Below are 18568 nucleotides of genomic sequence, written 5' to 3' on the forward strand. Positions count from 1 at the left end.
TTTCAGTTTCCTGCGGCACGAATAATCGCACCGAACTCATCTGCATTCAGGGAAGCCCCGCCAATGAGTCCCCCATCGATATCCGGCATGCTGAACAGTTCGACCGCATTGGCCGCCTTCACGCTGCCGCCGTATAGAAGCCGCACACCTTGTGCGACCTCAGAATTCTTTTGCGCCAACTGTGCGCGAATGGCCGCATGCACATCTTGCGCTTGCTGCGGTGATGCAGTCAGCCCGGTACCAATGGCCCAGACTGGCTCATATGCAATCACTGCATTTGCAAAAGCTTCAATACCAAATGCGTCAATGACAACATCCAGCTGACGCCCTACCACTTCCAACGTTTGCCCGGCTTCGCGCTGCTCCAGAGTTTCCCCTATGCACAACACCGGCGTCAGACCTGAAGCCTGAACTGCTGCAAACTTGCGATTGAGGGTCTCGTCTGACTCACCCAGAATCAGGCGACGCTCAGAGTGACCCACAAGCACTAATGCGCAACCAGCATCCTGCAACTGATCCGAAGAAATCTCTCCGGTCAGAGCGCCCTGCTTTGCTTCGACCGCAGTATTCTGAGCACCAATCGAGATTGGCGCGCCTTGTAAGCCTTTGATCACACGATCAATGAACAGATCAGGCGGGAATACTGCGACATCAACACTGCCAGGCAAGGACATATCACGCAGACCAACGATCAGCTCAGCGACGCTGGCGCAGGTACCGTGCATCTTCCAGTTACCAGCTACCATCATGCGACGCATGCTTTACCTCGTCGGTCAAAGTGGGCGCAGATGTTACCCAACCACATCCGCGCTGGCAAGTCGAATTCAGGCACAAACTTCACTTACTAGTTTTGCCAGCTCATCGGCATAGCCGCGAACCATATTTTCATCGTCACCTTCGACCATTACACGCACTAGAGGCTCAGTTCCCGATTTTCGCAGCAGTACACGCCCGCGTCCTTTCATGGCCTCAGTGACTCGCGCGCAAGCTTCTTTGACGGCCGGGTGCTCGACAGGATCAACACCACCACCAAACCGCACATTTACCAGCACCTGCGGGCATTTACGCAAAGCCTGACGCGCCTGGGCCAGACTATCGCCACGTCGACGCAACGCCAGCAGCACTTGCAGGGCAGCGATGATTGCATCACCCGTGGTCGTATGCTGGAAGCACACGATATGCCCCGAGTTCTCTCCGCCAACCTGCCAGTCGCGCTCTTGCAAGCCTGCAATTACATAGCGATCCCCGACATTGGCGCGAACGAACGGAATGCCCAGATCATCCAGCGCCAACTCAAGTCCCAGATTACTCATCAGCGTACCGACGACACCACCTTGCAACTTGCCACGCTCCTGCAAGTCGCGAGCAATAATGAACAGCAACTCATCGCCATCAACAATCGCACCCGTGTGATCGACCATCAAAACCCGATCGCCATCGCCATCAAACGCGATACCCAGGTCCGCCCCCTCAGCCAGGACTGCAGCCTGCAACTGCCCCATATGGGTCGAGCCGCAATCATGATTGATGTTCAAACCATTAGGCTGAGCCGACAACACAGTGACTTGCGCGCCCAGCTCCTTGAAAACACTTGGCGCAACCTTGTAAGTCGCACCATGGGCGCAGTCGATAACAATTTTGAGGTCACTGAAGTTGGTACTGCTCGGCACACTGCTCTTGCAGAATTCGATATAGCGACCCGGCGCATCATTGATACGCGACACCTTTCCCAGCTTGTCCGACTCAACGACTGTCATCGGAGCATCCAGCAACTCCTCAATCATCAACTCGACATCATCAGGCAACTTGGTGCCATCCCCCGAGAAAAACTTGATACCGTTATCGTCATGGGGATTGTGCGAAGCACTGATCACGATGCCCGCCTCCGCATGGAAAGTACGCGTCAGATAAGCAATGGCCGGAGTAGGCATTGGCCCCAACAGCATTACATCGGCACCAGCCGCGGAAAGACCGGCCTCTAGCGCAGACTCAAACATATAGCCGGAAATGCGGGTGTCCTTACCTACCAGGATGCGGCAGGCACCCTTGCTGCGAAACGCCATACCCGCCGCCCAACCCAGCTTGAGCATAAAGTCAGGGGTAATGGGATAAACGCCGACCCGACCACGAATACCGTCGGTGCCAAAATATTTCTTCGTCATAAGTGCTCCATCATTCTTAGTCGGCGGACTCTACCGCTGCGATCATCCGTACCACATCAACTGTTTCGGCAACGTCATGGACACGCAATATTCGCGCACCCTTGGTCACGGCAAGCGCTACCAGAGCCAAACTGCCATAGAGGCGCTCCGCAACCGGCCGATTCAACGTCCGCCCTATCATGCTTTTACGCGAAACACCTACCAACAATGGTCGACCCAGCGCATACAGGGCCTCCATGTGCTTAAACAAACTCAGATTGTGCTGAAGTGTTTTTGCGAAGCCAAATCCCGGATCAAGCACGATGCGCTCAGCTGGAATCCCGCCAACTGCGCATTGCGCCATTCGTTCGGCAAGAAATGCTGAGACCTCACCAACCAGATCAGCGTAATGCGGATTATCCTGCATATCCCCGGGTTCGCCGAGCATATGCATCAGGCATACCGGCAGACCTGTAGCTGCAGCAGCCTGCAAGGCACCTTCGCGGCGCAATGAACGAACATCATTAATCAGGCCAGCACCAAGACGCGCAACCTCAGTCATGACGATTGGCGCGGATGTATCGACCGAGATAATGACATCAAGTTCACGACTGATGAGCTCGACAACAGGCGCCACCCGATCAAGCTCTTCTTGTGAGGAAACAACAGGAGCGCCAGGGCGAGTGGACTCACCTCCGACATCAATCAGAGTTGCACCCGCCAGAACCATAGCCTTTGCATGGCGCAAGGCCGCATCAACCGCAGCGAAGCGACCGCCATCAGAAAAGGAATCAGGGGTGACATTGAGAATACCCATCACGTGCGGATGGGCCAAATCAAGAACCCGGTTGCCGCAAGGCAACCGGGTTGAGGACTGAACAGAAGTCATTTCAAGCCTTATTGATCAGCAGCAGGACCGCCGATAGGTGTTTCTGGGCGTTCGGTCTTGTCCAGAGTTGGAGCCGTCGGAGTACCCGAGCCACCACCTTCCCAGTCACGCGGTTCGCGTGGCGGACGACCGGCCATAATGTCGTCGATCTGATCGGCATCGATCGTCTCGTACTTCATCAAGGCGTCAGCCATAGCTTCCAGCTTGTCACGATTATCTGTCAGTATCTGCTTGGCAGTGCCATAGCACTGATCAATGATGCTGCGCACTTCGGAGTCGATCAGCTTGGCTGTCTCGCCCGAAACGCTCGAGCTCTGACCACCGCCACGCCCCAGATACGACTCTTCGTCTTCGGCATACATCAAAGGACCCAATTTCTCGGACAGGCCCCATTTGGTGACCATGTTCCGAGCAATCTGGCTCGCACGCATGATGTCGTTGGACGCACCGGTAGTCACGCCGTCAAAGCCCAAGGTCATCTCCTCGGCAATACGGCCGCCATACAGCGAGCAGATCTGACTGATCAGAGCACGCTTGGACAGGCTGTAACGGTCCTCTTCCGGCAGGAACATGGTTACGCCCAATGCTCGACCACGAGGAATGATCGATACTTTGTAAACCGGGTCATGCTCTGGCACAACACGACCGACAATTGCATGACCTGCTTCGTGATAAGCAGTATTGCGCTTTTCCTTGTCCGACATGACCATCGATTTGCGCTCTGCGCCCATCATGATTTTGTCTTTGGCCAGTTCAAACTCTTTCATTTCCACAACACGTTTACCGGTGCGCGCGGCAAACAAGGAGGCTTCGTTCACCAGGTTGGCCAGATCAGCACCCGAGAAACCCGGAGTACCACGAGCAATAACGCCCGGCTGGACATCATCACCCATCGGCACTTTGCGCATGTGGACCTTGAGAATCTGCTCGCGACCACGAATATCCGGCAAACCAACCACAACCTGACGGTCAAAACGACCTGGACGCAAGAGCGCAGGGTCCAGCACGTCCGGACGGTTAGTGGCGGCAATCACAATGATGCCGTCATTCATCTCAAAGCCGTCCATCTCAACCAGCAACTGGTTAAGGGTCTGCTCACGCTCATCATGACCGCCGCCCATACCGTTACCACGGTGACGACCGACAGCATCAATTTCATCGATGAAGATAATGCACGGCGCGTGCTTTTTAGCCTGCTCAAACATGTCACGAACACGGCTGGCACCAACACCCACGAACATTTCAACGAAGTCCGAACCGGAAATCGTAAAAAACGGAACCTTGGCTTCACCAGCAATCGCCTTGGCGATCAAAGTCTTACCGGTCCCCGGCGGGCCAACCATCAGCACACCACGAGGGATTCGACCGCCCAGACGCTGAAACTTGCCAGGATCGCGGAGGAACTCAACCAGCTCACCCACTTCTTCCTTCGCTTCATCACAGCCGGCCACATCAGCCAGGGTCGTTTTGACCTGGTCTTCCGATAGCAGCCGCGCCTTGCTCTTGCCAAAGCTCATCGGCCCGCCTTTACCGCCGGCACCGCCCTGCATCTGACGCATGAAGAACATGAAGACAGCAATGATCACGAGAATCGGGAAGCTCGCTACGAGCAATTGAGTCCAGATGCTTTGCTGCTCAGGCAGCTTGCCCTCAACAGTCACATGGTTATCAACCAGATCACCGATCAAACCGTTGTCCTGAATAGCCGGACGGATGGTTTTGAAGGAATCGCCATCACTGCGCTTGCCGGTAATCACGTAGCCATCCACGGCAACGCGTTCGACCTTGCCATCCTTAACTTGCTGGATGAAGTCGGAATAGTTGAGGGTTTGTGGCTCGTTTGGACTGGAGAAGTTGTTCATCACTGTCACCAGGACAGCTGCGATGATCAACCACAGGATCAGATTCTTTGCCATATCGTTCAATTAGCTACCCTCTGAAGCAAGCCCCGCTACTGAAGCGTGCTTCGCATGATATTCACCGGCATAACTTACTACATTGCCTACAACCCTTGCAGGCTCCGTCTGTAACCCTTTGTGAAACTTTGACTACACAATATTCTTTATGCACGATCTGTAAAGCGATACAAAAAAACCTATCGCTCTTGTCAGAGACGCTCATCACTGGCTGAACCAGAGATGCCACGGAAGCCGCGCCCCAACAAATACTGCTCGCGGGACCTGTCTCTCGAAGAAGACGGCTTGCGCATCTGCACCTTGTCGAACAGCTTTCGAATGTCTTTATGGTACTCATCGAAGCCTTCACCCTGGAAGACCTTGATCAAGAAGTCACCACCCGGTCGCAATACACGTCCAGCAAGATCCAGAGCCAGTTCGCAGAGGAACATCGCACGCGGCATGTCCACCGCTGCCAATCCACTCATATTGGGGGCCATATCTGAAATCACAAGGTCTACCTGCGTATTTCCGACAGCTTCAAGAATCTGAGCGAGCACATGATCTTCGGTGAAGTCACCCTGAATGAAGGTCACATCAGGAATGCTGTCCATCTCAAGAATGTCAGAAGCGATCAGTCGCCCCTGACCACCGATCAGACGGCTGGTAACCTGTGACCAGCCACCCGGGGCGGCCCCCAGGTCAATGACGGTCATGCCCGGACGGATAATCCGGTCACGCTCTTGAATCTCGAGCAACTTGTAGCTCGCACGCGAACGATACCCATCTTTTTGCGCCATTTTGACGTATGGATCGTTGAAATGCTCTTTCAGCCAGTTAAGGCTAGTCTTGGAACGGGCCACGGGCCACCTCAAAAAATAAACGGGTCGTGATTAACTGGGCGGTCCCGGACTCGCTCGGGTAAACTGGCCGCCGCTTTTTACAAGATCAGACACAGGGGTCAGATTATGCCGCTCACTCAAGAGCAGAAGAAACAGTACAAATCCATTGGCCACCATCTGAAACCAGTATTGACTGTGGCTGATAATGGTTTGACTGAGGGTGTTTTAGCCGAACTCGAACGCGCATTGGGCGATCACGAGCTGATTAAAATCAAAGTCAACATCCTGGATCGCGAATCCCGCCTGGAGGCCATTGCAGAGTTGTGCAAGGCCGGCAAAGCGGAGTTGGTACAGGTTATCGGCAAAATGGCGCTTCTTTACCGCAAGAACGTCAATGTTAACAAGCAACTGTCGAACATCCATCGTTTCAAGTGATGCCGACAAGGGTCAAGGGTGCGCTCTGCGCACCCTGACACTCTTGCCTGATCAATAGCGATAACTGCCCGCGCAACGCATCAGGCAGCCAGTTCCACCCCACGCAATAAATCCCGCCAGCAGACAACATCAAGCAGCGCTTGCCGAATTCCAGCCACAACTGCGCTCGATGTATCGATCAACGACGGCGCCAACGCGTATCGCCCGGCACCGGTAAAAAATTCTGATTACAACATGCGCGACCGCCGACCCGGAAATCCGGGCCAGCCGCCAATGCAGTGCGCCCGCACGAAGCGGGCGCCTTTTCTCAGATGTGACGTACTTCGACAATCTCGTACTCAATGACGCCGCCCGGTGTTTTCACCGCAACCACATCACCTTCTTCCTTGGCAATCAAGGCGCGAGCAAGTGGCGAACCTACGGAGATTTTTCCGAGTTTGAAATCAGCCTCATCCTCACCAACGATCTGATACGTCACGCGCTCGTCAGTTTCAACGTTCGCGATCTCGACCGTCGTGCCGAAAATCACCTTGCCGGTATGAGGAATAGCCGCCACATCAATAACCACTGCGTTCTGCAGACGGCCTTCGATGTCACGAATACGGGCCTCGGACATACCCTGCAGCTCACGAGCCGCATGGTACTCAGCGTTTTCTTTGAGGTCGCCCAGCTCGCGCGCTGTACCGATTTCCTTGCTCAGCTTTGGCCGAACAACCTTGGTCAGGTGCGCAAGCTCTTCTTCCAGGGCTTTATGACCCTGAACCGTCATTGGGTATTTGATCATGCCTTCAATCCTGCGTGTAGATCCTGCAAGCTGCGTACGGTTTTTTCAGGACCGAACTTAAGCGCTTCACAGATCGCTTCGCCAGCAGCAATAGTCGTGGTGCAGTAGATCTTGTGCTGCAGAGCGTTGCGGCGAATGGAGTAAGAGTCAGCAATCGACTGACGACCTTCGGTCGTGTTGATGATCAGGCTGACTTCATCATTTTTGATCATATCGACAACGTGTGGACGACCTTCGGTCACCTTGTTCACGCGGCGCACTTTCAGGCCCGCAGCCTCGATGAACTTGGCAGTACCAACGGTCGAAACAATCTCAAAACCCAGGTTGATCAGATCACGCGCAACACCCGCCACCAAAGGCTTGTCATCGTCACGTACGCTGATGAACGCAGTACCACCAGTTGGCAGCACTTCGCTGGCACCCATTTGAGCTTTGGCGAACGCTTCACCGAAGGTATCGCCAACGCCCATCACTTCGCCGGTGGACTTCATTTCCGGGCCGAGGATCGGGTCAACACCCGGGAATTTGGCGAACGGGAAGACCGCTTCTTTTACGCTGTAGAAGTTAGGAATGATTTCTTTAGTGAAACCGATTTCCTTCAGGGTTTTACCAGCCATCACGCGCGCCGCGATCATCGCCAGAGAAACACCGATGCACTTGGATACGAAAGGAACAGTTCGCGAAGCACGCGGGTTCACTTCGATCACGTAGATATCTTCGCCTTGCAGAGCAAGCTGCACGTTCATCAGGCCGACAACGCCCAACTCCAGAGCCATCTTCTTGACCTGTTCGCGCATCTCGTCCTGGATATGCAGCGGCAGCGAGTACGGTGGCAACGAGCATGCGGAGTCGCCGGAGTGAACACCAGCCTGCTCAATGTGCTGCATGATCGCGCCGATCACTACGTCAGTACCGTCACAGACGGCATCCACGTCCATTTCGATGGCACAGTTCAGGAAGTGATCCAGCAGCACCGGGCTGTCGTTGGACACTTTCACCGCATCACGCAGGTAACGCTTGAGCTCGTCTTCTTCGTAAACGATTTCCATCGCCCGGCCGCCCAGCACGTAGGAAGGACGAACCACCAGCGGGTAACCAATCTTGGTTGCTGCACGAATAGCTTCATCTTCGCTGCGCACAGTGGCGTTTGGCGGCTGACGCAGATTCAGACGCTCAACCATTTGCTGGAAGCGCTCACGGTCTTCAGCACGGTCGATAGCGTCAGGGCTGGTACCAATGATCGGCACGCCCGCTTCTTCCAGTGCACGAGCCAGCTTCAACGGGGTCTGGCCGCCGTACTGCACGATCACGCCTTTTGGCTTCTCGACACGTACGATTTCCAGCACGTCTTCCAGAGTCACGGACTCGAAATACAGGCGATCAGAGGTGTCGTAGTCAGTGGAAACAGTTTCCGGGTTGCAGTTGACCATGATCGTTTCGTAACCATCGGCACGCAACGCCAGTGCAGCGTGAACGCAGCAGTAGTCGAACTCGATACCCTGGCCAATACGGTTCGGACCGCCACCCAGGATCATGATCTTGTCACGATCCGAAGGGTTGGCCTCGCACTCTTCCTCGTAGGTCGAGTACATGTAAGCCGTGTCGGTAGCAAACTCGGCTGCGCAAGTGTCAACGCGCTTGTAAACCGGGAACACTTCCAGCTTGTGACGATGGCGACGCAGGTTTTTCTCGGTCACACCCAGCAGTACAGCCAGACGTGCGTCAGAGAAGCCCTTGCGCTTGAGGCGATACATCGCATCGCGGTCAATCGAAGACAGGGCCATGGTCTTGATTTTCTCTTCGTCCTTGATCAGATCTTCGATCTGCACCAGGAACCAAGGGTCAATCATGTTCATGCCGAAGATATCTTCTACGGTCATGCCGGCGCGGAATGCGTCCGCCACGTACCAGATACGCTCGGCACCAGGCACTGTCAGCTCGCGCTTGAGCACTGCCATGCTTTCCGGGTTGCTCAGGTCGAGCTTTGGATCAAGGCCGCTTACACCCACTTCCAGACCGCGAAGGGCTTTTTGCAAGGATTCCTGGAAAGTCCGGCCAATGGCCATAACTTCACCAACCGACTTCATCTGAGTCGTGAGGCGCGCATCGGCCTTAGGGAATTTTTCGAAAGCAAAGCGCGGCAGCTTGGTCACAACGTAGTCGATGGACGGCTCGAAGGACGCCGGAGTAGCGCCGCCGGTGATTTCGTTCTGCAACTCATCCAGGGTGTAACCGATCGCCAGCTTGGCAGCGATACGCGCAATCGGAAAACCGGTGGCTTTCGAAGCCAGCGCCGAAGAACGCGAAACACGCGGGTTCATCTCGATCACAACCATACGGCCAGTGTCCGGGCAAATGCCGAACTGAACGTTGGAGCCACCGGTCTCAACGCCGATCTCACGCAGTACCGCCAGCGAGGCGTTACGCATAATCTGGTATTCCTTGTCCGTCAGGGTCTGTGCCGGAGCAACGGTGATCGAGTCGCCGGTGTGCACGCCCATCGGGTCGAAGTTTTCGATCGAGCAAACGATGATGCAGTTGTCCTTCTTATCGCGGACAACCTCCATCTCGTACTCTTTCCAGCCGATGAGGGACTCGTCGATCAGCAGTTCTTTGGTCGGCGACAAGTCGAGACCACGGGCGCAGATTTCTTCGAACTCTTCACGGTTGTAAGCAATACCGCCACCGGTGCCGCCCATGGTGAAGGAAGGACGAATGATGCACGGGAAGCCGAGCTTCTCGAGAACCGCATTGGCCTCTTCCATGCTGTGGGCGATACCGGAGCGCGGGCAATCCAGGCCGATGGACTTCATCGCCTTGTCAAAACGCGAACGGTCTTCAGCCTTGTCGATAGTGTCGGCATTGGCGCCGATCATTTCTACGCCGAACTTCTCCAGAACGCCTTCACGCTCCAGATCCAGTGCGCAGTTCAGAGCAGTCTGGCCGCCCATGGTCGGCAGGAGAGCGTCCGGACGCTCTTTTTCGATGATCTTGGCAACAGTCTGCCATTTGATCGGCTCGATGTAGGTCGCGTCGGCCATGTCCGGGTCGGTCATGATGGTGGCCGGGTTAGAGTTCACCAGGATGACGCGATAGCCTTCCTCGCGCAGAGCCTTGCAGGCCTGGGCGCCGGAGTAGTCAAATTCACACGCCTGGCCGATAACAATCGGGCCAGCGCCGAGAATCAGGATGCTTTTAATGTCTGTACGTTTTGGCATGGGTTTGTCACTCAAATCCGCAGGTCAGTCGGCAAGCTGTCGATCAAGTCTCTGAAGCACCCAAGGGGCCGCCGGAGTACGGGGCCGCCATTGGGCACTACAACTAGAGGATGATCAGCGGCGCTTGGCCATCTCATTGATGAAGCGATCGAACAGCGGTGCTACGTCGTTCGGGCCAGGGCTGGCTTCAGGGTGACCCTGGAAGCTGAAAGCGCTCTTGTCGGTCAACTCGATACCTTGCAAGGTGCCGTCAAACAGCGACTTGTGGATCGCACGCACGTTGGCAGGCAAAGTCGCTTCATCAACCGCAAAACCGTGGTTCTGACTGGTGATCATCACTACGCCCGTGTCCAGATCCTGAACCGGGTGGTTCGCACCGTGGTGGCCGTGACCCATTTTCACAGTCTTGGCGCCAGACGCCAGTGCCAGCAACTGGTGACCCAGGCAGATACCGAATACTGGAGTTTCGGTTTTCAGCACTTCCTGAATGGCCGTGATTGCGTAGTCGCATGGCTCGGGATCGCCAGGACCGTTGGACAGGAACACGCCATCCGGATTCAGTGCCAGCACATCGCTAGCCGGAGTTTGTGCCGGCACAACAGTTACGCGGCAGCCACGCTCAACCAACATGCGCAGGATGTTCCACTTTACGCCGTAGTCGTAAGCAACGACGTGATAAGGCAGCTCGGACGCTTCAATGGTCGGATGGCTGTCGGTGGCCAGGTTCCAGACACTGGAGCGCCACTCGTAAGCCTTATCGGTGCTGACAACCTTCGCCAGATCCATGCCTTTAAGGCCCGGGAAGCCACGCGCAGCAGCAATGGCAGCTTCGTCAGAAATGTTGTCACCGGCCATGATGCAGCCGTTCTGAGCACCTTTCTCACGCAAAATACGGGTCAGGCGACGGGTATCGATACCTGCGATAGCCACAACGTTATTGGCTTTCAAGTAGTCAGAAAGAGACATCTTGTTGCGCCAGTTGCTGGCAACCAACGGCAGATCACGAATAACCAGACCTGCGGACCAGACGCGATCAGACTCGGCATCTTCCGGCGTAGTACCGGTATTGCCAACATGCGGGTAAGTCAGGGTCACGATTTGCTGAGCGTAGGATGGATCCGTCAAGATCTCCTGGTAGCCAGTCATTGCGGTGTTAAACACCACCTCTCCAACGGTCTGACCGTCGGCTCCAATGGCTTCGCCGCGAAAAATGCTGCCATCAGCGAGGGCGAGTATGGCTTGCTTAGTCAAGAAGACCTCCCGTAAATAAAGCCTGAAAGGGCGATCGCAGGTTGTAAAAAAGCGGAGTGACGTATGGACACGTCACCCCGCTTCTTCATCGAATTATCTGCGCGCTTTTAGTGGACACACTAAAGCTGTAGCTTACAGAAAAAGGCTTTTTTGGTCTACCGCTAAAGAGCCTAAAAGGCAGAGGAATGCGACAGGACATCGCTTAGCGGTTAAAAATCAGGCTGCTGGTGCGCCAACAGCCTGATTTTACAGAGACAACTCAGCGCAGGTCGAGCACATCCTGCATGTCATACAGCCCGGCCTTGCGCCCGTCGAGCCAAAACGCAGCACGAACGGCGCCTTTGGCGAAGGTCATACGACTGGATGCCTTGTGGGTGATTTCAAGACGCTCACCCTCGGCGGCAAACAGAACCGTATGATCCCCCACCACATCACCGCCACGAACCGTCGCAAAGCCGATGGTCTCGCGATCGCGGGCACCGGTGTGGCCTTCACGCCCGTAGACCGCAACCTTTTGCAGATCACGCCCCAACGCATCGGCAATCACTTCACCCATACGCAACGCAGTACCCGAAGGCGCATCAATCTTGTGCCGGTGATGCGCCTCGATGATTTCAATATCAGCATCATCGCCCATCACCCGGGCTGCCATATCAAGCAACTTGAGCGACAGGTTGACGCCAACACTGAAATTGGCCGCAAAAACAATTGGAATATCTTTACCGGCTTCAACCAGCAATTGTTTTTGCCCTGCATTGAGCCCCGTAGTACCGATGACCATGGCCTTGCCCGATGCGCGGCAAATCTCTAGGTTTTTCAACATCACTTCGGGAAGCGTGAAATCAATCAACACATCGAAGTCTTCAACGACAGCCTGCAGATCTGCAGACAACGGCACGCCGATACGACCCAACGCTGCAAGCTCGCCCGCATCCGCGCCGATCAACGAGCTGCCCGGACGAACGATTGCGGCTGTCAGCCCGGACAGCGGCGAACGCTGCTGTACCGCATCGACCAACGTCTTGCCCATGCGCCCAGCAGCGCCCATCACAGCTATACGTCGCATGCCCCGCTCCTTACAAGTCGCCGAAGAAGCGCTTCACGCCTTCGAACCAGCCCGTTGCGTTCGGCGAGTGACTGCTATCGCCTTCAAGGGTCGAGCGAAACTCTTCCATCAACTCACGCTGACGTCGGCTCAACTTCACCGGAGTCTCAATCACCACACGGCACATCAGGTCGCCAGCACCACCACCGCGCACCGGTGCCACACCTTTGCCACGCAGTCGGAACTGCTTGCCGGTTTGAGTACCCTCGGGGATTTTCAACTTTACACGGCCATCAAGGGTCGGCACTTCAAGCTCGGCACCCAATGCAGCATCAGCAAAGTTGATCGGCACTTCACAAAACAGATGCTTGCCATCGCGCTGGAAAATCGCGTGCTCACGCACCTCGATCACCACATACAGATCGCCAGCAGGACCGCCCTGCACCCCAGCTTCGCCTTCGCCCGAAAGACGAATGCGGTCACCCGTATCAACACCCGCAGGCACTTTTACGGAAAGGGTTTTGTATTCTTCTACACGGCCTTCGCCACGGCAGCTGTCGCACGGATCAGAAATGATCTTGCCCTGACCGTGGCAACGCGGACAGGTTTGCTGCACAGCAAAAAAGCCCTGCTGCATGCGCACCTGACCAATACCGCCACAGGTCGTACAGGTAACCGGCGAAGAGCCCTTCTTGGCGCCAGAACCGTCACATGGCTTGCAGTTGACCAGCGTCGGCACACGAATATTGACCGTGGTACCGCGCACAGCCTCTTCCAGATCAAGCTCCAGCGTGTAGCGCAAATCGCTACCGCGCTGAGCGCCGCCCCGGGAGCCACCACGACCACCGCCGAAGAAATCACTGAACACATCACCGAAGATATCGGAGAAGTTCTGCCCGCCAAAACCGGCACCGCCGCCACCCATTTGCGGATCAACACCGGCATGGCCGTATTGATCATAGGCGGCACGCTTGCTGGAGTCCGACAGTACCTCGTAAGCCTCGTTGGCTTCCTTGAACAGCTCTTCGGAAGCCTTGTCATCCGGGTTGCGGTCCGGGTGGTGCTTCATTGCGAGGCGACGATAAGCCTTCTTCAACTCCACTTCAGTGGTAGTACGCTCAACACCCAATATTTCGTAATAATCGCGCTTTGCCATAATTCTTTGCACTCTCAAGGACGTTCGGCAAAACCCTCCCGAGCCTCACCAAACCCGCCGGACCCCAGTAAAGACCAAGCCCGACTCACGTCTTTTTCAACGATATTGGTTTCTGATTAACAGCCAATGCATCGGCCAACAGGAGCGGTTACAGCCGACCGGAAACAAAAAAGATCCGGACTCCAACCGCAAGCATTCGACCTTGTCGCATGCTGTAAAAATTCCTCTACTCCAGACACGCCAACGCGGGAGCAAGCTCCCGCGCGGCGACATCCTACCAGTCACCGCTAATGCACGGTCAACCGGCCGACCAACAAGCTAATTACTTGTTGTCTTTTACTTCTTCGAACTCAGCGTCGACAACGTCGTCAGCCTTGGTTTCTTCAGGCTTGGCCGCTGCGTCTGCCGGGTTAGCTTGCTCGGCGTACATTTTCTGTGCGACCGGAGCAGACACCTTGGACAGCTCTTCAACCTTGGCCTCGATAGCAGCCTTGTCATCGCCTTTAACAGCGGCTTCAAGTGCAACTACTGCAGCTTCGATTGCAACTTTCTCTTCTGCGGTCACTTTATCGCCAGCATCAGCGATCATTTTACGAGTCGAGTGAACCAGTGCGTCGCCCTGGTTACGTGCAGCTGCCAGCTCTTCGAACTTGCGGTCTTCTTCAGCGTTGACTTCAGCGTCACGAACCATCTGAGCAATTTCTTCCTCGGACAGACCCGAGTTAGCCTTGATCACGATGGACTGAGACTTGCCAGTCGCCTTGTCTTTCGCGCTAACGTTCAAGATGCCGTTGGCATCGATGTCGAAGGTCACTTCGATCTGAGGTACGCCACGTGGAGCAGGTGGAATGTCAGCCAGGTCGAATTTACCCAACGACTTGTTCTGGGCAGCTTGCTTACGCTCGCCTTGCAGAACGTGAATGGTCACAGCACCCTGGTTGTCGTCAGCTGTCGAGAACACTTGCGATTTCTTGGTAGGAATCGTGGTGTTTTTCTCGATCAGAGCAGTCATTACGCCGCCCATGGTTTCGATACCCAGAGTCAGCGGGCTCACGTCCAGCAACAGAACGTCTTTTACATCACCAGCCAATACCGCGCCCTGGATAGCAGCACCCATTGCAACTGCTTCGTCAGGGTTCACGTCTTTACGTGCTTCCTTGCCGAAGAACTCGGTAACCATTTTCTGAACCAGTGGCATACGGGTCTGACCACCGACCAAAATCACGTCGTTGATCGCGCCAACTTCAATGCCGGCATCTTTCAGAGCAATGCGGCAAGGCTCGATGGTGCGCTGAACCAGATCTTCAACCAGCGATTCCAGCTTGGCGCGCGAGATTTTCACGTTCAAGTGCTTAGGACCGGTGGCATCTGCAGTGATGTAAGGCAGATTCACATCAGTCGACTGGCTCGAAGACAGTTCGATCTTGGCTTTTTCAGCAGCTTCTTTCAGACGCTGCATCGCCAGCGGGTCACCCTTGAGGTTCATGCCGCTTTCTTTCTTGAACTCGTCAACCAGGTAGTCGATCAGACGGATATCAAAGTCTTCACCACCCAGGAACGTGTCGCCGTTAGTTGCCAGCACTTCAAACTGGTGCTCGCCATCAACTTCGGCAATTTCGATTACCGAAACGTCGAAAGTACCGCCACCCAAGTCATAAACGATGACAGTGTGGTCGCCTTTCGCTTTGTCCATACCATATGCCAGAGCAGCAGCAGTTGGTTCGTTGATGATACGTTTTACGTCCAGACCCGCGATACGGCCGGCATCTTTGGTAGCCTGACGCTGGCTGTCGTTGAAGTAGGCCGGAACGGTGATAACCGCTTCAGTCACTGGCTCGCCGAGATAGTCTTCGGCGGTTTTCTTCATTTTCTTCAGAATTTCAGCCGAAATTTGTGGCGGAGCCATTTTCTGGCCGTTCACTTCAACCCAGGCATCGCCATTGTCAGCCTTGACGATTTTGTAAGGCACCATCTGAATGTCTTTCTGTACAACTTCTTCGTCAAAACGACGACCGATCAGACGCTTCACCGCGTACAGGGTGTTATGCGGATTGGTCACTGCCTGACGCTTGGCCGACTGGCCAACCAGAATTTCGCCATCGTTGGCGTACGCAACGATCGACGGCGTAGTACGCGCGCCTTCTGCGTTTTCGATAACTTTTGCTTTACCGTTTTCCAGAACCGAAACACACGAGTTGGTGGTCCCGAGGTCAATACCGATAATTCTGCCCATGTTTACTCTCCCTAAATTTGAATTTTTTTGCCGCAGCAGTAATGACCAACTGCGGCATTACTTAACGCTTGACTTCTAAATGGGGGCCTTGCGGCCGATTTCAAGCCTGCTCGTCAATCGATGGCGAAACCGGCGCTGGAGCCTTGCTGACTACGACCATAGCCGGGCGCAGCAAGCGCCCATTGAGCTGATAACCTTTTTGAAACACCTTGAGCACACTGTTTGGCTCCAGGTCAGCGCTTTCCTGCATGGCCATCGCTTGGTGGTGCTCGGCATTGAAGGGTTCGCCGTGCGGATCGATAGCTTCAAGGTGATAACGCTTCAGGGTGTCCTGGAACATTTTCAGGGTCAGCTCGATCCCTTCACGCATTGGACGAATGCTTTCATCATCCGGATTCGACAGCTCAAGGCCGCGCTCCAGACTGTCCATCACCGGCAACAGGTCACCAGCAAATTTTTCCAATGCAAATTTGTGTGCTTTTTCAACGTCCTGTTCTGCACGGCGGCGAACGTTCTGTAGATCGGCAGCTACGCGCAAAGCCTGATCATTAGCGGCTGCCAGCTGCTCTTCAAGCACTTGCACGCGGGCTACCAGATCTTCGCTTCCAGCATCCGCGGCCTGACTAGCGTCTTGGTTCTGCGTATCCATAGTCTGTTCGTCTGCCATAGATTTCTCCTTTCAAACTTTGTCCGCGAGCTCGACTCGCGCTTCTGCCAAGGTATATGGGGTCGCAATTTTCAGGTTCAAGAGCCAAAAAGCAGTAAGTGTGGTCTTTAGCCGCGCGCGAAAGCCCCCTATGCACAATCAAAACGACCTAAAAAAACAAAACCACCAAGCAAATCGGACTAAACGAAGGCATTGTCAGCACGAAACAAAACACTGTATAAATAACCAGACATTACGTTTTGGAGCAGCTCCTATGCTGGTGCACCTGTCCGTACATAACTACGCCATCGTTGAACATCTCGATCTTGAACTGGATCGCGGGATGAGTGTAATCACTGGCGAGACCGGTGCCGGTAAATCGATCATGCTCGATGCGCTGGGCCTTACTTTGGGTGACCGCGCCGACAGCGGAGTAGTTCGCCCCGGTGCCGAAAAAGCCGACATCCTGGCCACCTTCGATCTACAGGACATTCCAGAAGCACGGACCTGGCTCGCAGAACGCGACCTCGACGTCGATGGACCGTGCATCCTGCGCCGCGTGATTACGGCCGAAGGACGCTCACGCGGCTATATCAATGGCACGCCCTGCCCTCAAGGCGACCTGAAAGCACTGGGCGAACTATTAATTGATATCCACAGCCAGCACGAGCACCAGTCACTGCTTAAACCCGACACTCACCGGCGCCTTCTGGACGAATATGCTGGCGCTACCGATCTGGCCCGCCAGGTACAACTGGCCGCACAGCGCTGGCGCCAGACCCGTCAGGAACTGGAGCACCTGTCCAACTCCGGGGACGAGCAACGCGCACGCCATCAGCTATTGAGCTACCAGCTCGAAGAACTCGAAACGCTCTCATTGGGTGAAAACGAACTGGAAGAACTGGAGCAGGAACACAAAAACCTGACCAACGCTGAGACCCTGCTGACGATCTGCCGCCAAGTGGTTGAGCAATGCAGCGAAAACGACTCCGGCAATGTTCTTAATGCCCTGACAGTGAGTCTGAATCGCCTGTCGAGCATCAACAACAACTCTGGCTCATTGAGTGAAGCCACCGATCTGCTGGCCAGTGCGCAAATTCAAGTCGAAGAGGCCGTGGGTGAACTTAATCGTTTCCTCGATCACTTTGATGCTGACCCGGGCCGCCTTCAGTACCTCGAAGAGCGGCTGGACACCATCTACACCCTTGCTCGTAAACACCGCGTTCAGCCCAATGACGTTGCGGCCCTGCAACAACGGCTACTGGAAGAGATCGAAACTCTCAATGCCAACGATGAGTCCATTGAGCGCCTGGGCAATGAGCTGGCCGCCTACTCCCGCCACTACCAGGAATGCGCACGCGCTCTAAGCGAGTTGCGCAGCCATGCAGCTACACGCCTTAGCAGTGCAGTAGAAGAAGAAATCCAGCGTCTGGGCATGCCCGGCGGTCGTTTCGTGATCGAACTGCGCGCGCAAAGCAGTAGTGACCCTATGCCTCACGGCCTGGAACAAGTCGAACTTCTGGTCAGCGCCAACCCCGGACAGCCACTCAAAGCGCTGGCTAAAGTTGCCTCTGGCGGCGAGTTGTCGCGCATCAGCCTGGCCATCCAGGTCATAACCGCTCAAACCTCGCGTGTTCCCACCCTCGTATTTGACGAAGTCGACGTGGGGATCGGCGGCCCGACTGCTGAAATCGTAGGCCAGCTGCTGCGCCGACTCGGCGAGCGCGGCCAGGTGCTGACCGTGACTCACCTGCCGCAAGTAGCAGCGCAATGCCACCAGCACCTTTTCGTGCACAAGGTTCGCGAGAGCGAGACCACACGCACGGCAGTATCGAAACTGAGTAAGAAGGAACGCGTAGAGGAAGTAGCGCGCATGCTCGGCGGCATCGACCTGACCAAAGAGTCACTGGCTCATGCCAAGAAAATGGTGGTCACTGCCAAGAATATGGCTGCTTAGCGACGAACGGCCACTTAAAATCAATATTCAGATAGCACGAAGGCGACCTTGGGGTCGCCTTCGTTCGTTTCGCGAA

At 55.2% G+C, this 18568-nt stretch carries 14 protein-coding genes; 2 read left to right on the plus strand and 12 right to left on the minus strand.

Translation table 11 applies throughout. The annotated features are described in order from the left end of the window. Positions 1 to 2: 2 nt before the first annotated feature. The 5 genes from tpiA to rlmE all read right to left on the minus strand — a co-directional run bounded on the left by tpiA (position 3) and on the right by rlmE (position 5788). On the minus strand, positions 3 to 758 hold the full coding sequence (gene tpiA, locus ACP7BO_RS21360) for a triose-phosphate isomerase (protein ID WP_060695312.1): 756 nt from the start codon (positions 756 to 758) through the stop codon (positions 3 to 5). Positions 759 to 824: 66 nt separating this feature from the next. Next, positions 825 to 2162, minus strand: coding sequence for a phosphoglucosamine mutase (gene glmM, locus ACP7BO_RS21365; RefSeq protein ID WP_397454848.1), 1338 nt, complete (start codon positions 2160 to 2162; stop codon positions 825 to 827). Positions 2163 to 2178: 16 nt separating this feature from the next. After that, entirely contained in the window at positions 2179 to 3030 is an 852-nt protein-coding gene (gene folP / locus ACP7BO_RS21370; protein ID WP_426212613.1) for a dihydropteroate synthase, read from the minus strand. A gap of 8 nt (positions 3031 to 3038) precedes the next feature. Then, positions 3039 to 4946, minus strand: a complete 1908-nt coding sequence (gene ftsH / locus ACP7BO_RS21375; protein WP_003439601.1) for an ATP-dependent zinc metalloprotease FtsH — start codon at positions 4944 to 4946, stop codon at positions 3039 to 3041. Positions 4947 to 5137: 191 nt separating this feature from the next. Beyond that, on the minus strand, positions 5138 to 5788 hold the full coding sequence (gene rlmE, locus ACP7BO_RS21380; RefSeq protein ID WP_060695318.1) for a 23S rRNA (uridine(2552)-2'-O)-methyltransferase RlmE: 651 nt from the start codon (positions 5786 to 5788) through the stop codon (positions 5138 to 5140). Between the two features lie 105 nt (positions 5789 to 5893). Between rlmE and yhbY the strand changes: the two genes are divergently transcribed. Then, positions 5894 to 6202, plus strand: a complete 309-nt coding sequence (yhbY, locus tag ACP7BO_RS21385) for a ribosome assembly RNA-binding protein YhbY (protein WP_003439595.1) — start codon at positions 5894 to 5896, stop codon at positions 6200 to 6202. Between the two features lie 307 nt (positions 6203 to 6509). Here yhbY and greA read toward each other — a convergent pair whose 3' ends face one another. The 7 genes from greA to grpE all read right to left on the minus strand — a co-directional run bounded on the left by greA (position 6510) and on the right by grpE (position 16556). Continuing rightward, a complete protein-coding gene (gene greA / locus ACP7BO_RS21390; RefSeq protein ID WP_003439592.1) occupies positions 6510 to 6986 on the minus strand; it encodes a transcription elongation factor GreA in 477 nt (158 codons plus the stop codon). Next, positions 6983 to 10204, minus strand: a complete 3222-nt coding sequence (gene carB / locus ACP7BO_RS21395) for a carbamoyl-phosphate synthase large subunit (protein WP_426212617.1) — start codon at positions 10202 to 10204, stop codon at positions 6983 to 6985. The genes greA and carB overlap by 4 nt, the downstream gene beginning before the upstream one ends. Positions 10205 to 10318: 114 nt before the next feature. After that, complete coding sequence (carA, locus tag ACP7BO_RS21400) at positions 10319 to 11455, minus strand: glutamine-hydrolyzing carbamoyl-phosphate synthase small subunit (protein ID WP_397454851.1); 1137 nt, start codon at positions 11453 to 11455, stop codon at positions 10319 to 10321. Positions 11456 to 11714: 259 nt separating this feature from the next. Further along, the gene (gene dapB / locus ACP7BO_RS21405) at positions 11715 to 12521 is read right to left on the minus strand and encodes a 4-hydroxy-tetrahydrodipicolinate reductase (protein ID WP_426212620.1); all 807 of its coding nucleotides are present in this window, start codon (positions 12519 to 12521) and stop codon (positions 11715 to 11717) included. Positions 12522 to 12531: 10 nt separating this feature from the next. Then, on the minus strand, positions 12532 to 13656 hold the full coding sequence (dnaJ, locus tag ACP7BO_RS21410) for a molecular chaperone DnaJ (protein ID WP_060695328.1): 1125 nt from the start codon (positions 13654 to 13656) through the stop codon (positions 12532 to 12534). Positions 13657 to 13978: 322 nt separating this feature from the next. Further along, positions 13979 to 15889 (minus strand): molecular chaperone DnaK, encoded by a 1911-nt coding sequence (gene dnaK / locus ACP7BO_RS21415; protein WP_426212622.1) that lies wholly within the window; start codon positions 15887 to 15889, stop codon positions 13979 to 13981. Between the two features lie 100 nt (positions 15890 to 15989). After that, positions 15990 to 16556 (minus strand): nucleotide exchange factor GrpE, encoded by a 567-nt coding sequence (grpE, locus tag ACP7BO_RS21420; RefSeq protein WP_060695332.1) that lies wholly within the window; start codon positions 16554 to 16556, stop codon positions 15990 to 15992. Between the two features lie 253 nt (positions 16557 to 16809). On the opposite strand from grpE, the gene recN reads away from it, so the two are divergent. Continuing rightward, positions 16810 to 18492, plus strand: coding sequence for a DNA repair protein RecN (gene recN, locus ACP7BO_RS21425; protein WP_397454854.1), 1683 nt, complete (start codon positions 16810 to 16812; stop codon positions 18490 to 18492). The last annotated feature ends 76 nt before the right edge of the window (positions 18493 to 18568 follow it).

The organism is Pseudomonas sp. TWR2-1-1, from assembly GCF_049897045.1.
Lineage (GTDB): Bacteria > Pseudomonadota > Gammaproteobacteria > Pseudomonadales > Pseudomonadaceae > Aquipseudomonas > Aquipseudomonas versuta.